The organism is Pelagerythrobacter marensis (assembly GCF_036700095.1).
Lineage (GTDB): Bacteria > Pseudomonadota > Alphaproteobacteria > Sphingomonadales > Sphingomonadaceae > Pelagerythrobacter > Pelagerythrobacter marensis_A.
On sequence record NZ_CP144918.1, the window covers coordinates 1669947 to 1683979 of the forward strand.

9 protein-coding genes are annotated in these 14033 nt (G+C 68.1%); 6 read left to right on the plus strand and 3 right to left on the minus strand.

The window, feature by feature from the left end:
- Window positions 1–51 precede the first annotated feature (51 nt).
- The 4 genes from V5F89_RS07805 to V5F89_RS07820 all read left to right on the plus strand — a co-directional run bounded on the left by V5F89_RS07805 (window position 52) and on the right by V5F89_RS07820 (window position 6812).
- Window positions 52–816, plus strand: a complete 765-nt coding sequence (locus tag V5F89_RS07805; RefSeq protein ID WP_338445096.1) for a hypothetical protein — start codon at window positions 52–54, stop codon at window positions 814–816.
- Window positions 722–2242: a DNA polymerase Y family protein gene (locus V5F89_RS07810; protein ID WP_338445097.1), complete on the plus strand. Its 1521-nt coding sequence runs from the start codon at window positions 722–724 to the stop codon at window positions 2240–2242. The genes V5F89_RS07805 and V5F89_RS07810 overlap by 95 nt, the downstream gene beginning before the upstream one ends.
- Window positions 2239–5469, plus strand: a complete 3231-nt coding sequence (locus V5F89_RS07815; protein ID WP_338445098.1) for an error-prone DNA polymerase — start codon at window positions 2239–2241, stop codon at window positions 5467–5469. Before V5F89_RS07810 ends, V5F89_RS07815 begins: the two co-directional genes overlap by 4 nt.
- Window positions 5470–5594: 125 nt before the next feature.
- Complete coding sequence (locus tag V5F89_RS07820; RefSeq protein WP_338445099.1) at window positions 5595–6812, plus strand: CoA transferase; 1218 nt, start codon at window positions 5595–5597, stop codon at window positions 6810–6812.
- 1010 nt (window positions 6813–7822) lie between these two features.
- On the opposite strand, the gene V5F89_RS07825 is transcribed toward V5F89_RS07820, so the two are convergent.
- The 3 genes from V5F89_RS07825 to V5F89_RS07835 all read right to left on the minus strand — a co-directional run bounded on the left by V5F89_RS07825 (window position 7823) and on the right by V5F89_RS07835 (window position 12363).
- A complete protein-coding gene (locus V5F89_RS07825; protein ID WP_338445100.1) occupies window positions 7823–9019 on the minus strand; it encodes a GGDEF domain-containing protein in 1197 nt (398 codons plus the stop codon).
- Window positions 9020–9136: 117 nt separating this feature from the next.
- Entirely contained in the window at window positions 9137–10279 is a 1143-nt protein-coding gene (locus V5F89_RS07830) for a PepSY-associated TM helix domain-containing protein (protein WP_338445101.1), read from the minus strand.
- Between the two features lie 11 nt (window positions 10280–10290).
- Window positions 10291–12363: a TonB-dependent receptor domain-containing protein gene (locus tag V5F89_RS07835; protein WP_338445102.1), complete on the minus strand. Its 2073-nt coding sequence runs from the start codon at window positions 12361–12363 to the stop codon at window positions 10291–10293.
- A 358-nt stretch (window positions 12364–12721) separates the two neighbouring features.
- Here V5F89_RS07835 and V5F89_RS07840 point away from each other — a divergent pair, with 358 nt between their 5' ends.
- Together V5F89_RS07840 and V5F89_RS07845 are read left to right on the plus strand one after the other, a co-directional pair.
- Window positions 12722–13414, plus strand: a complete 693-nt coding sequence (locus tag V5F89_RS07840; protein ID WP_338445103.1) for an outer membrane protein — start codon at window positions 12722–12724, stop codon at window positions 13412–13414.
- A gap of 152 nt (window positions 13415–13566) precedes the next feature.
- The gene (locus V5F89_RS07845) at window positions 13567–14028 is read left to right on the plus strand and encodes a carboxymuconolactone decarboxylase family protein (protein ID WP_338445104.1); all 462 of its coding nucleotides are present in this window, start codon (window positions 13567–13569) and stop codon (window positions 14026–14028) included.
- Window positions 14029–14033: the final 5 nt, after the last annotated feature.

The window sequence follows — 14033 nt, forward strand, 5'->3', positions numbered from 1 at the left end:
GCGCTTTGGGGCGACTTGCATATTGCACCGATTGGAACATAATGAGAACATATGTCCGATTCGCCAAACCTGCGCAGGGCCTCGATGCTCGTGCCGGGGCCTTCGTCAGCGAAAGTTGCCGGGGCGCTGGGGTTCGGCGTGCCCGCTGTCGACCGGTGGCTGAAGGGCGGCTTGCGGCGCGACGGAGTGCATGAATTCTATGCTCCGTCCGATGGCGAGGGGGCAGGCGCGACCGCCTTTGCCCTGCTGGTGGGCCGCCTGATCTGCGATGCAACCCTGCCGCTGATATGGTTGCGCACGAACCGCGGCAATCGAAACGAGCGGCCCTATGCGCCGGGTCTGGCCGAACTGGGGATCGATCCCGACACCGTGTTTCTGGTGGAGCTGGCAGAGCTGGCCGACCTGCTGGTGGCGACAGTGGAAAGCGTGCGGCATGGCGGCGCGGGGGCGGTCATCCTGGAAATGCAGGGGCGGGCCCGGCCGTTCGACCTCACCGCTTCGCGCCGGCTGGCCCTGGCGGCGGAGCGCAGCGGCACGGCGGTTCTGGTGATTCGCGGCAAGGCCCGGCCGGTGGCCAGCGCCGCGCATACCCGCTGGCAGGTATCGGCCGCGCCTTCGCCCGCCTTGCCTGCCAATGCCCCGGGGCACCCGGTCTTCGACTTGCGCCTGCTGCGCCAGCGCGGAGGGCCGGAAGGGCTCCACGTGCAACTGGAATGGAACCGTGAACAAGCTGCCTTCCGAACGCCGCTATATGGCGATTCATCTGCCGTTCCTGCCCGCGGAACGGAGGATCGCAGACGGCGCCGCGCCGCCTGACACGCCTTTCGCCATTATCGAGAAGCAGCGCGGGGCGCTTCGCATCGTGGCGCTGTCTCCGGCGGCGGCGGCATTGGGCCTGGAACCGGCGATGGCCCTGGCCGATGCGCGCGCGCTGGTTCCCGATCTGCCTGCCTTCCCCCACGATCCGGGGACCGATCGGGCCGTCTTGATGCGCGTGGTGGCGGCCTGCGAACGCTATACCCCGATGGTGGCCGCGGATGGCGCGGATGCCCTGGTGCTGGACCTGACGGGCTGTTTCCCGGCCGCGGGCTGGACGCAGGAAACGATCGCGCGGGATGCCACGGCCCGGCTCGCGCGGCTGGGCCTGCGGGGCAGGGCAGCCCATGGGGCGACGCCCGATGCCGCGCTGGCCCTGGCGCGTTTCGCCGTCTCCGCTGCCGAGGATCTTCCGGTGGCCGCACTGGCCCTGGACGCGGAAACCCACCTGGCGCTCCGTCGTGCGGGACTGCGGACGATCGGCGCGCTCAGGGATCGTCCGCGCGCACCGCTGGCCGCGCGCTTCGGCCGCGAACTGCCGGTGCGGCTGGCGCGTCTGCTGGGCGAGGAAGACCGAAGGATCACCCCCCATCGGCCGGCAGGAACGATCCGCGCCGAACACCGCTTTGCCGAACCGATGGCGACGGTTTCGCCGCTGCTCGACGTGATCGAGCATCTCGCCGAACGTCTCGAAACCCGGCTTGCCGGGCGAGGGGCGGGAGGGCGCCGGTTCGATGTCGCGCTGTTCCGCACCGACGGCCACGTCGCGCGGCTCACGGTGACATGCGGCCGCCCCTTGCGCGATCCCCCGGCGATCCGGCGTCTGTTCGCCGAACGTCTGGAATCGCTCGCCGACCCGCTCGACCCCGGCTTCGGGTACGACATGGCGAGGATGACCGTCCCGCTGGCCGAGCGGATGGAGAGCGAGCAGCCCGATCTGGCGGACGGGGGGAAGGGGCGCGCGCGAACCGATCTGGCCCCGCTGATCGACCGGCTGACGGTCCGTTTCGGCCCCCGCAGCATCAGCCGTTTCCATCCGTGCGACGCGCACCTGCCGGAATATGCGGCCCGCGCCGTGCCGCCCGAAAGCGACACCTGCCCCTGGCCCCGCCCCGAACCGGGCGAGCCGCCGCTGCGCCCGCTGTTCCTCTACGACCCGCCGAGACGGGTCAGCGTGGTGGCCGAAGTGCCCGACGGCCCGCCGCGCCGTTTCGTCTGGCGCGAAAAGCATTACCGCGTGGTTCGCCACGAAGGGCCTGAACGGATCGCCTATCCGTGGTGGAAGCACCCGGAAGGGTGCGGGCCGACGCGCGATTACTATCGGGTGGAGGACGAGACCGGGCAGCGTTTCTGGCTTTTCCGCCACGGCCTCTATGGACGCGAGAGCGACCATCCGCAGTGGTATCTGCACGGCCTGTTCGCATGACCGCGGCCCGGCCCTTCTACGTCGAACTGGCGGCGGCGACGAATTTCTCCTTCCTGCGCGGGGCCAGCCCGCCTGCGGACATGGTCGCCCGCGCGCTGGAACTGGGCCATGCGGGGATCGGCATTGCCGACCGCAACACCGTGGCCGGGGTGGTGCGCGCGCACGTCGCGCTGCGCGACGCGCTCGACAAGGCGGAGGAGGAGGGCCGGACGCCGCCCCGCTTCCGTCTGCTGGTGGGCGCGCGCCTGGCCTTTGCCGACGGGACGCCCGACATCCTCGCCTATCCCGTTTCGCGCCGCGGATGGGGGCGGCTGACGCGCCTGCTCACCACCGGCAACCTGCGCGCCGAGAAAGGCGCCTGCCTGTTGCACGAAAGCGACCTGTTCGATTTTCTCGACGACTTGCAGCTTATCGTCCTGCCGCCGGCGGACGATGCGCTGTTGAAGCGCCTTGCCGAAGCCGCGCCTTGCCGCGTGTGGCTGGGCGCTGCCATGCTGCGCCACGGATGCGACGCGCGCCGCCTTGCCGGGCTGCGCGAACAGTCTGCCGGCACCGGCGTGCCATTGATTGCGCTCAACGATGCGCTCTATGCCGATCCCGGCGTGCGGCCGCTGCACGACGTGATGACCGCGATCCGCGAGAAGACCACTGTGCAGGCGGCAGGGCGCCGGCTCGCCGTCAATGCGGAACGCCACCTGAAATCGCCCGAGGAGATGGCGCGCCTCTTTTCCGCCGCGCCCGAGGCGCTGGCGGCGACGGAAGATTTCCTGGCGGGCGTCGATTTTACGCTCGACCAGTTGCGCTACGAATATCCGCACGAGCCGGTCCCGCCCGGATATACCCCGCAGGCATGGCTCGAGGAACTCGTCTGGAGCGAGGCCCGGGCCCGCTGGCCGCAAGGGATGCCGGCGAAGCTGGAGGCCCTGCTGCACGAGGAACTGGGCATTATCGCGGCCGCGCAGTACGCGCCCTATTTCCTCACCGTGCACGACATCGTGCGGTTCGCGCAGAAGAAGGGGATCCTGTGTCAGGGGCGCGGCTCGGCGGCCAATTCGGCCGTCTGTTTCGTGCTCGGCATCACGGCGGTCGATCCGGCCGAACACAACCTGCTCTTTTCCCGCTTCATTTCGCCCGAACGCAAGGAGCCGCCCGATATCGACGTCGATTTCGAGCACGAGCGGCGCGAAGAGGTGATGCAGTATATCTACCGGCGTTACGGGCGCCACCGGGCGGGAATCGCGGCCACGGTGATCCATTACCGCTCGCGCAGCGCCGTGCGCGAGGTGGGCAAGGCGCTGGGCCTGAGCGAGGATGTCACCGCACGACTCGCGAACACGGTCTGGGGCAGCTATGCCTCCACTTACGACCGCCGGCGCTGTGTCGAAGGCGGGCTGGACCCCGACAACCCGGCGATCGCGCGGGTCAATGGCTTCGTGGAGCGGATCCTGAACTTCCCGCGCCACCTGTCGCAGCATGTCGGCGGGTTCGTGCTGACGCAGGACCGGCTGGACGAGACGGTGCCGATCCACAACGCCGCGATGGACGATCGCACGTTCATCGAATGGGACAAGGACGATATCGACGCGCTCGGCCTGATGAAAGTCGATGTCCTGGCGCTGGGCATGCTGACCTGCATCCGCAAGGCTTTCGCCCTGATCGAAACCCATCTGGGCAAGCAATATCGGCTCGACAGCGTGCCGGACGATGCGCCCGACGTGTTCGCCATGCTCCAGCGGGGCGACAGTATCGGGGTGTTCCAGGTCGAAAGCCGGGCGCAGATGAACATGCTGCCCCGCCTGCGCCCCAGGGAGTTCTACGATCTCGTGATCCAGGTGGCGATCGTCCGCCCCGGCCCGATCCAGGGCGACATGGTTCATCCCTATCTGCGCCGCCGACAGGGGGTGGAGAAAGTCGAATATCCCTCGCCCGCCCCGCCGCACGATCCCGACGAGCTGCGCGGCCTGCTGGGGCGAACCAACGGTGTGCCGCTGTTTCAGGAACAGGCGATGAAACTGGCCATCGTCGCCGCCGGATTCACTCCGTCGGAAGCCAACAAGCTGCGCCGGGCGATGGCGACGTTCCGCAATCTGGGAACGATGGAAAGCTTCGAAGACAAGCTGGTCGAAGGGATGGTCGCACGCGGTTACCAGCGCGATTTCGCCCATCGCTGTTTCCGGCAGATCGAAGGGTTCGGCAGTTATGGCTTCCCCGAAAGCCATGCCCTGGCCTTCGCCCAGCTGGTCTGGGTCTCTTCCTACATCAAGTGCCGCTATCCGGCGGTGTTTGCCGCCGCGCTGCTCAACTCGCAGCCGATGGGATTCTATGCGCCGGCGCAGATCGTGCGCGATGCCCGCGAGCACGGGGTCGACGTGCGCGCGATCGACATCAACCACAGCCATTGGGACTGCACGCTGGAACGCGCCCCCGACGGCGCTTTGGCGCTCAGGCTGGGGATGCGCCAGATCGAGGGATTTCGCGAAGAGTGGGCCCGCAGCATCGCCGCCGCCGCGCCTTGCGACAGCATGGAGGCGCTTGCCCGAAAAGCGCGCCTGCCGCAGCGCGCGCTGCGCCTGCTGGCCGGCGCCGATGCGCTGCGTTCGATCGGGCTGGACCGGCGCAATGCCTTGTGGGAGGCGCGGCGAACACCGCCCGACGAGCTGCCGCTGTTCGCGGCGGCGCGGGCGCGCGAACTGGGCGAGGAGCCGCCCGCCGCCCTGCCGGCCATGCCCCTGTCGGAACAGGTCGCGACCGATTACCAGACCACCCGCCTTTCGCTGAAAGCCCATCCGATGACGTTTCTGCGCCCGGTGTTCGAGCGGGAAGGCGTTCTGCCCTGCGCCGCGCTGACCGGTTGCCGCAACGGCGCGCGCGCGCAAGTGGCCGGGGTGGTGCTGGTACGCCAGCGCCCCGGCAAGGGCAATGCCATCTTTGTCACGCTGGAGGACGAAGGGGGGATCGCCAATATCGTGATCTGGGCGCGCCTGTTCGAACGGTTTCGCCGTCAGGTAATGGCGGCCAGGCTGATGGTGGTGGAAGGCGAAGTGCAGAAAAGCCCCGAGGGGGTGATCCATCTGATGGCCAGCCGCATCCACGACCGCACGGCGGAACTCGCTCGCCTGTCGGAGGATCGCGAGGCGAGCCCTCGGCTTCCGCAGACGGATGAAACCGTCCCTTCCCGCCACCCCCGCGACGTGCGCATCCTGCCCCGATCGCGCGATTTTCATTGATATCGCGCATTCGATGCCGCCAAATCGCCAGGCCAGCGCCCGGCAACGACGGGGGCGACGCTGCGGCATGCGGTCCGCTCCGTGCCGCCGGATGACGAGAGAACGGGAAAGGGAGCCGAACGCCAATGTATTCGCTGTTGCCGGGGTTGCGTGTGGTGGAAGCCTCTTCCTTCGTCGCCTGTCCCACCGCCGGGCTCTATCTGGCGCAGATGGGGGCGGAGGTCATCCGGGTCGACCAGGTGGGGGGAGGGCCCGACTATCGCCGCTGGCCCAAGGCGCCGGGCGGCGGCAGCTTCTATTGGGAAGGGCTGAACAAGGGCAAGCTGTCGGTGGCGATCGACCTGTCCGCTCCCGAAGGGCGCGAACTGCTCGCGCGGCTCGCCACCCTGCCGGGGGAGGGGGCGGGCGTCTTCCTGACCAATTTCCCGGTGAACGGATTCCTGTCGTGGGAGAAGCTGTCCGCCCTGCGCCCCGACCTCGTGCTGACGCGCGTGATGGGCCGGCCGGACGGCGGGCCGGCGCTCGATTACACGGTCGCATCGGCGCTGGGCATTCCCTTCGTCACCGGCCCCGAAAGCCTGGGCGAGGAACCGGTCAATGCCGTCCTGCCGGCGTGGGATCTCCTCACCGGCGCCTATGCCGCCTTCGCCACGCTGGCCGCGCTGCGGCACCGCGACGCGACCGGCGAAGGGCAGGAAGTTCGCGTGCCGCTGGCGGATGTGGGCATCGCGACGATCGCCAATCTCGGCCAACTGGCCGAAACGCTGCAGGGCGGCGACCGCAAGCGCTATGGGAACGCGGTGTTCGGCGCGTTCGGCCGCGACTTCGTCACCCGCGACGGAGAGCGGATGATGCTGATGGCGATCACCCCGCGGCAGTGGAGGGGCCTGGTGTCCGTGCTGGGCATCGGGGAAGATGTCGCGCGGATCGAGGCCGAGCGGAACACTTCGTTCGCGACCGACGAGGGCGAACGCTTCCGCCATCGCGACGCCCTGTTCCCCCTGGTCGAACAGGCGGCCGCGCGCCGCGACAGCGGCGAACTGGCGCGCGCGCTGGACGCGGCCGGTTGCTGCTGGGGCCCCTATCGGCGGATGGAGCAGGCGGTTCGCGATCCCGAGATGGTCGGCGACAACCCGCTGTTCTCCGAAATCGCGCAGCCCAGCGGAGAACGCTACGCAGTGCCGGGCGCCATGGCGACCCTGCCCGGGCTGGACCGGCACGACCCGAAACCGGCGCGCGCGCTGGGCGCCGATAGCGAACGCGTCCTGATGGACATCGCCGGGCTGGACTCGGGCGCGTTCTCCCGCCTCGTCGACAAGGGAATCGTCGCGCAGGCCGATTGAGGCGCATCGCCGATGCCGCGAGCCCCAGCGAAGGCTGGGGCCTCAGGCCGCTGGCGCTGCGTTTGAAACTTCCCGAGCCCCAGCGCAGGCTGGGGCCTCAGGCCGCTGGCGTGTCGCTCGATACTCTCCCAGCGCAGGCTGGGGCCTCAGGCCACTGGCGTGTCGCTCGATACCCTCCCGAACCCCAGCGCAGGCTGGGGACCGGGCCGCCGGCACACCGCCCGATACCCTCGCGAGCCCCAGCGCAGGCTGGGGCCTCAGGCCGCTGGCGCTGCGCCCGATAGCACGAGGTCCCAGCCTGCGCTGGGACTCGGAATGGGGGGCGGGTTATGGCAAAAATAGCTTGACAATTGTAACCCATTGGGTTATAGGAGCCCCGCCAGTCCACTCTGGCAAAAGCGACGGGGGCGGAGCGTGTACGCGTCACGCAGGCCGCTTCGTCCAGACGGCCGGTGCCTCGGGGGGCTAGTGACCTTCAGAGAAAGCCCCCTTTGCCGGTATGCGAGGAGTTTTCGGGGGACCTGTCCCTTCCCGCCCTGCGGTGGGCCTCAACGCCGCAGAGCCAGGGATACCCCCGACGGATACGGTGCCGGCGAGCCCTGGCCGTATCTCGCCTCGCAGCCCTCAGGGCCGAGCGAAAGGTTGCCGTAACCCCTTTCGCCGTTCGCAACGATGTTACCAAGGCAACCCTGTGACGCCCAGGTGGCAATCCTGTGATGCCCAGGCGGCACCGGCCGATTCCGTCCGCTTGCCTGTATGCCCCGGCGCAAGGTCCGCACTCGCCAGCGGATGGTGGGGTGTGGGTGGTCGCCTTCTCCACCTTCCTCTCCCCCCTCCGTTTCCCCCTCTCCGATCCCCAGCGCAGGCTGGGGTCTCGTGCTAGCAGGCGACACGCCAGCGGCCTGAGGCCCCAGCCTGCGCTGGGGCTCGGGGAGGTATCAGGCATAGCGCCAGCGGCCTGAGGCCCCTGCCTGCGCAGGGGCTCGGCAACAACTTCGGGCCGGTCGGGCTTACGCCGACAGGGATTGCGACGGCGATGCCGGCAGCCGGGGCAGGGGGTTCAATGCCAGGCTGACCTGATTGCGGCCCGCTCGCTTTGCCCGGTAGAGCGCGGTATCGGCGCGGCGCGAAAGGTCGTTCAGGCTGTCGGCGAGGGTCAGCTGCGCGACGCCGAAAGAAGCCGTAACCACATGTTCGACGCCGAGTTCGACCGGGGGCGCTGCAGAGAACCGTTCGCGCACGCTTTCGGCGAAGCGGCGCCCGTCGGCGAGATTCGTGCCTGCCAGCAGGACCGCGAATTCCTCCCCGCCGAGCCTGCCGACCACGGCCCCGCCGCTCGCGGTTTCCTTCAGGAGGGCCGCGAAATGCGCGATGACGGCGTCGCCCGTCGCGTGGCCATACGTATCGTTGACGTTCTTGAAGTGATCGATGTCGGCCGCCACCAGCGTCAGCGGATCGCCGGTCGACCGCGCCGAGGCCAGCGTGTGCCGGGCATGGGTATCGAACCCGCGGCGATTGAGAATCCCCGACAGCGCGTCGGTTTCCGACCGCGCCATTATCTCGGCGGTCGTATCGCGCATCATCACCAGCAACAGCACGAGAGCCAGGGCGACGAGCGTTATTGCGCCGATGCTCTGGGAAATCGCGGCATAAGTGCTGGTCATGTATTCTTGCGAGGAACGCGCGGTCCCCACCAGCCAGCCGATCGCGGGCTTGGACAAGTATGTCAGCGCGACGAGCGCGTTGAGCGCGATCAACAGCAGGTCGAGCGGTTCGCGCCGGCCGGAGCGCCATATGACGAAGCAGGCGAGGACCTGCATGGCGAAATAGGGGAACTGGTAGATCAGGCCGCGCAGCGCGGTGCCGTAAGGAAGGCTGAAGATCACGGGAAGCGCGAGGATGCTGGCGAGCCAGATCGCCGCCAGCACGTTGGCATAAGGCTCCACCCCGTAATGGCGCGCGACGCCGACGAGACAGATGGTCAGCGTGAGCAGGTAGACGAGGAAGATCGTGGCCGCCGTCGGCAGCGGATTGGCCTGCCAGGGAATGGCGAATTCGAGCAGGACCGTCAGAATGCCCGTGGCATAGCCGACCGCGAGCCACCGGGCGCCGCGTGCGGACCTGTTCATCGTGGCAACGACGCCGAAAGCAATGGCGAAGATGGCTGCAATGAACGTGTTGATGCCAAGAACGAAAGCGGCAGTCATCGAACTCCTTTCGACGCGATGACCGGCCCCATGCGCGAGGAAAGGAAAAGGACGGTTAATGCCGGCGAATTTCGACCCGGAGGGCGTGCCGCGAACATCGCCCGATCCGCCGCGGCGTCAGCGTCCCGCCTCGGCCGGGCGGGCGCGGGGCCGGCGGAGCGCGGCGGACGCCCTGCGCCGCCACCAGAGGCGATAGCCGGACCAGGACAGGTAGAGCGTCACCGCCCCGGCGAGCGTGATCAGCAGCCGCCCGGGAAGGCCGAACGCATGGCCCGAATGGAGCGGGTACTGCCATGCAAAGAACGCATCGCCCGCGCTCTCGCCCCGGTCGTGCCGCTGCGCCACGATCGTGCCGCTGGCCATGTCGACGTAAGTCCACAGCCGGCCCTGGTTATCCATGTCGCGGCGGTCGAAAGTGCGCACCGCATAGACGCCCCGATCGGCGTGGGGCCGCACCGCATAAGGCGATCCGAAACGCGGCGATACTTGTGCCAGAGCGCGGTCGATGCCGACGGGGTTGGCCGGGGGATCGCGTTCGGGCATGGCGTAGTGCAGCCGCTCGCCGACAGGTGAAACGGTGCGCACGATATCGCGGCTCTCTTCCCCGAACGTCAGCGTCACGCCGGTAACCGCCAGGACCAGCGTGACCGGCCAGAGCCAGAGGCCCCAGGCGCGGTGGCGGTCCCAGGCCCGTCGCAGGCTGCCGCCGGGGCCGGATATGCGAAAGGCCCGGACAGCGCCGCGCAACCGCGGGAACGCGAGCGATAGCGCGATCAGGTGATCGACAAGCCAGGCCAGGCCGACGAGGCCCACGAGGACAACCCCCGGCTCGCCCGCCAGAATGTCCGTATGCAGGCCGTAGAGCAGGTCGGGCAGATTGTGGCGGTGCAGGCTCAGCGCGCCGCTTTCGCGCCATCCGGCGATGGCCCCGCTGCCCGGGTCGGCAAAGACCTGCATCGCCCGGCTGCTCCCGTCGGCCAGCGACTGGCGGCCCAGCAGCCAGTGCGTATCCCCCGGCCTTTGCGCGAGGAGGATGTTGTTCGCGGCAAAGCCGGGAAGCGCCGCCTCCGCCGCCGCGACCACCGCGTCGAGCGACGCCGGCGGGACCGCGGCGGCAGGCGCGCTGCGCAGATCGGGATTGAGCGTCCGATCCAGCTCGTCGTACCAGGTGATCGCGATTCCGGTAACGGCGAGCAGGATGAGCCAGGCGCCGGCCAGGATTCCGAACCAGCGATGCCAGAACCGGAATGCGGGCCGCATCCGCATCGCGGTCAGAAACGGACCGATGCGCTCAGGCGGACGTTGCGCCCCGCCTCGGGCAGTCCCGATACGATCCCGTAGTCCGGGATGGCGGTGTAATCGCCGACGCTGGCGTGGGCGATGTAGGTCTCGTCGAACAGGTTGTAGACGCCGGCCAGAAGCGAGAGGCGCTCGTCGCCGAAGGGCTGCCAGCGCCCGAACAGGTCGACCACGGTATAGCCGGGCTTGTCGATCGTGGCGGTGTCGATCCCGAACAGCTCGGCATCGCGGAACAGGACCTCGAGATCGTCGACCCGTTCGAAACGGGTCAGGCTGGCTTCGAAACCGAGCGCGGGGGCGGGGTCGTAGCTTGCCGTCACGTTCCAGCTGTCGCCCAGCGTGTTGCCCAGCGCGAGATGTTCGTAGCCGTTGATGGGCCGGCCGTTCAGCCGCGGCGAATAGTGATTGTAATGCGCGCGCAGGCCGAACGCATCGCGGCGATAGCCGGCGCGCAGTTCGATGCCGTCGGACCGGAATGTCCCCACGTTCTCGAAATAGGCCCCGTCCTGCGGGGCCGGGCCGCTATAGAGCTGATCGAGGATCACGTCCTCGATCTCCATGTTGAAATAGGCGACCGATGCGAACAGGCCGTCCGCCTCGTAAGCGAGGCCGGCTTCGAAATTGCCGACCCGTTCGGGCCGCAGGCCGGGTTGCAGGATGTCGCGGCCCGGGCGGTGCTCCAGGGTGAAGGCGTCGCCGATCTCCTTGCCGCGGAAGGCCTCTGCATAGCCGATATTGGCAGTCAGCGCCGGCGCGATCTCGTAATCGACGCCGACATTGAACGACAGGCCGTCGCTGTCGGTCTGCGCGCCATATGTGCGCAAGTCGAGCGCGTAGGAATCGTAGCGCACGCCGAAGCTCACCAGCACGGGGTCGAGGACCTGCCAGCGATCCTGCAGGTAGAGGCCGAACAGCTCGCCTTCCTCCTCGAAGCGGCCCACCGTCGGGTCCCAGGCCCAGTCCTGCCACATGGCGGGATCGTCGCGATATTCGCTGAAGACCGCATCCCTGCGATATTCCGCGCCCACCGTCAGGTCGTGCGCCCCCGCGCGGGCGCGCAGGCGCAGATCGCCGCCCCAGTTCTCGATTTCGGCCCCGTAGAGGCCCCAGCGGTCGAAGCGGTCGAGTTCGAATTCCGCCCGCGTCCAGTACCCGGTGGCTTCGAGCGAGAGCGGCCCGCCGAAGTCATAGCCGTAGTTCGCAATCGCGGTGCGCCGCTTCGCCTCGGCCGGAAACAGCGTATCGTCGGCGCGGACCGGCCAGTTGGGCCGCGCCCCGAATTCGCCTTCCTCGTCGCGCTGTTCGTAGCTGAGCGAGAAGCGATGGCCGCCGCCGACCTCGCCCCCGATCTTGACGAAGCCGAGGTTCTGTTCGGCCGCGGTGCCGCGGATCGTGTTGCCCGCCCCGTCGTCGAACGCGTCGAGATCGGAATGGACGTAGGAACCCACGATTCCGACATCGCCGATCAGCCGGGCGTAGAGAGTGGCCGACAGCTTGTATCCGTCGTTGGAGAACCAGCCTGCCTTGGCCATGCCGCCGACGGTCCTGCCCGGTGTCAGGAGATCGGCGGCGTCGCGGGTGCGAAAACGGATGGCGCCGCCGATCGCGCCGAATCCCGAGGTCGCCTCTCCGGCGCCGGTCTGGACCTCGACCTGTTCGAGAAGCTCCGGCTCGATCGCGACGCGGCCGATGTGGTGGAACAGCGTCCCCTGAACCTGCGCGCCGTCGATGCTGACGTTCAGCAGCGAATCCTCCAGGCCCCGGACGTAGATCTTCTGCGCGATCCCCAGCGACCCGCCGACCGCGACCGATGGCACGCGGCGGAACAGGTCGCGCAAGTCGTTGGCCTGCGTGAGTTCGATCTCCTCGCGATCGATCGAGGCATCGGTCAGCTTGCCCACGACCACGATCGGCTCTCCCCCCTCCACCGGCAGGGCGACGGGGGCTCCATCGCCTTCCGGCGGCGAGGCGTCTTGCGCCTGGGCAAGCGACGGCAGGACGATCGCCGCGGAAGCGAACAGGACGGCGCGCGAAACGAATGGCATTGGAAACCCCCTCTACGGTCGGAACCGGCCACCTATAGAGATGCGAGTGCATGTCAATAGCGACAAAAGGGGGCGACCGGATGCTTCCGGGCGCGAAGCCGAATTCCCGCGTGCCGACAGGATGACGAGCCGCTTGCCGGTCGGCCGGATCGGGAAATCGCCCCGCCGCAAGTCGAACGAGAACGTCTTGCCGATCCGCGCCACAGCGAAAAAATTTCGCGCCGGCCAAGGCGAAGGGGCGAGGTCTCCGTCCAAGGGGCGAGGTTCGGGTTCGACATCACGGCGCGGGCACGCCAGCGGAGGGGCGGCTTCTCGCGTTCGGGCTTCCGTGCCTCGCCATGTCTGGAAAGGAAGAAGAATGAAGGTCATCGTATTGATCGGTGCTGCTGGACTCGCCCTCGCAAGCACTTCCGCATATGCGCAGGACGTATCGGGTTTCCGGGTCGAAGGGCGTGTCGGCTGGGAAACGGGAAGCGTCGACGCGGCCATTCCCAACCCCGACGACGACGAAGACGAGGAGGGCGACGAGTTCCTCCTGGCTTCGGCGGACGACGACCGCCCGTCCTACGGCGCGGAAATCGGTTACGACGCCCAGATCGGGCGCAGTTTTGTCGTCGGCGCCTATGCGGGTGCCGATTTCTCGAGCAATTCGATGTGTTCCGAACTGGTCGAGGACGATCTGGCCTGCGGCGAACTCGATCGCACGTTCACCGTCGGCCTGCGCGCCGGCGTGCCGATCGGCGAGAACTCGCTGATCTATGCCAAGGGCGGGTATTCGAACGGCAAGTTCAAGGCGAGCTACGATCCCGACGTGACCGACAACGACGACGAGGAGCCGGGCGAAGTCGCGCGATTTTCCGACACGCGCGACGGGTATCACGCCGGCGCGGGCGTCGAGGTCGGCATTTCGTCGAGCGTCTACGCGAAGCTGGAATATACCTATACCGACTTCGGCGAAGGCTCGTATCTGCTCGACGAGGAAGACGAAGTTGCCTTCGACATGAGCACGGATCGGCATCAGGTCCTGCTCGGCCTCGGCGTGCGGTTCTGACAGCGAGAGGGGGAGGCCGCCTGCGGTCTCCCCCGATGTGCCGATCGCCGGCCGCGGGCGGGGCCGATGCGTTCGAAAAAAATCGGGCCGCGATGTCACACCGCGTGCCCGAGCCTCGTCATGCAAGCGATACGCGCAAAGGAGATCCTTGGATGACGACCGTGAAACTGAACCCCTATGCCGCCGCGCCGCAACTGATGAAGACCTGGACGACGGCCTCCGTCGCGATTGCGGAAAGCCTGGAGCCGAGCCTGATCGAACTGGTCAAGATTCGCGCCTCGCAGATCAACGGCTGCGCCAACTGCATCAACATGCACACGATCGAGGCGCGCGCGAAAGGCGAGAGCGAACAGCGCCTCTATCTTCTTGCCGCCTGGCGCGAAGCGCCGTGCTATACCGAGCGCGAACGCGCCGCCCTGGCCTGGACCGATGCGCTCACGCGCCTGTCCCAGGGGCACGAACATGCCGCGGCCTACGCGGCGCTTCAGGCCCAGTTCACGGAAGAGGAGCAGGTGAAGCTGACCTTGATGATCAATGTGATCAACGGCTGGAACCGGCTCGCGGTCGGGTTCAGCTTGTGGATCGAGCCGGAAGAGGCCAGGGCGCTGGTGTGACGGAC

What these genes read in the sequence shown, in the direction of transcription:
- V5F89_RS07805 (WP_338445096.1), top strand. Translation starts at nt 52, where the DNA reads ATGTCCGATTCGCCAAACCTGCGCAGGGCCTCGATGCTCGTGCCGGGG.
- V5F89_RS07815 (WP_338445098.1), top strand. Translation starts at nt 2,239, where the DNA reads ATGACCGCGGCCCGGCCCTTCTACGTCGAACTGGCGGCGGCGACGAAT.
- V5F89_RS07820 (WP_338445099.1), top strand. Translation starts at nt 5,595, where the DNA reads ATGTATTCGCTGTTGCCGGGGTTGCGTGTGGTGGAAGCCTCTTCCTTC.
- V5F89_RS07825 (WP_338445100.1), bottom strand. Translation starts at nt 9,019, where the DNA reads ATGACTGCCGCTTTCGTTCTTGGCATCAACACGTTCATTGCAGCCATC.
- V5F89_RS07830 (WP_338445101.1), bottom strand. Translation starts at nt 10,279, where the DNA reads ATGCGGCCCGCATTCCGGTTCTGGCATCGCTGGTTCGGAATCCTGGCC.
- V5F89_RS07835 (WP_338445102.1), bottom strand. Translation starts at nt 12,363, where the DNA reads ATGCCATTCGTTTCGCGCGCCGTCCTGTTCGCTTCCGCGGCGATCGTC.
- V5F89_RS07840 (WP_338445103.1), top strand. Translation starts at nt 12,722, where the DNA reads ATGAAGGTCATCGTATTGATCGGTGCTGCTGGACTCGCCCTCGCAAGC.
- V5F89_RS07845 (WP_338445104.1), top strand. Translation starts at nt 13,567, where the DNA reads ATGACGACCGTGAAACTGAACCCCTATGCCGCCGCGCCGCAACTGATG.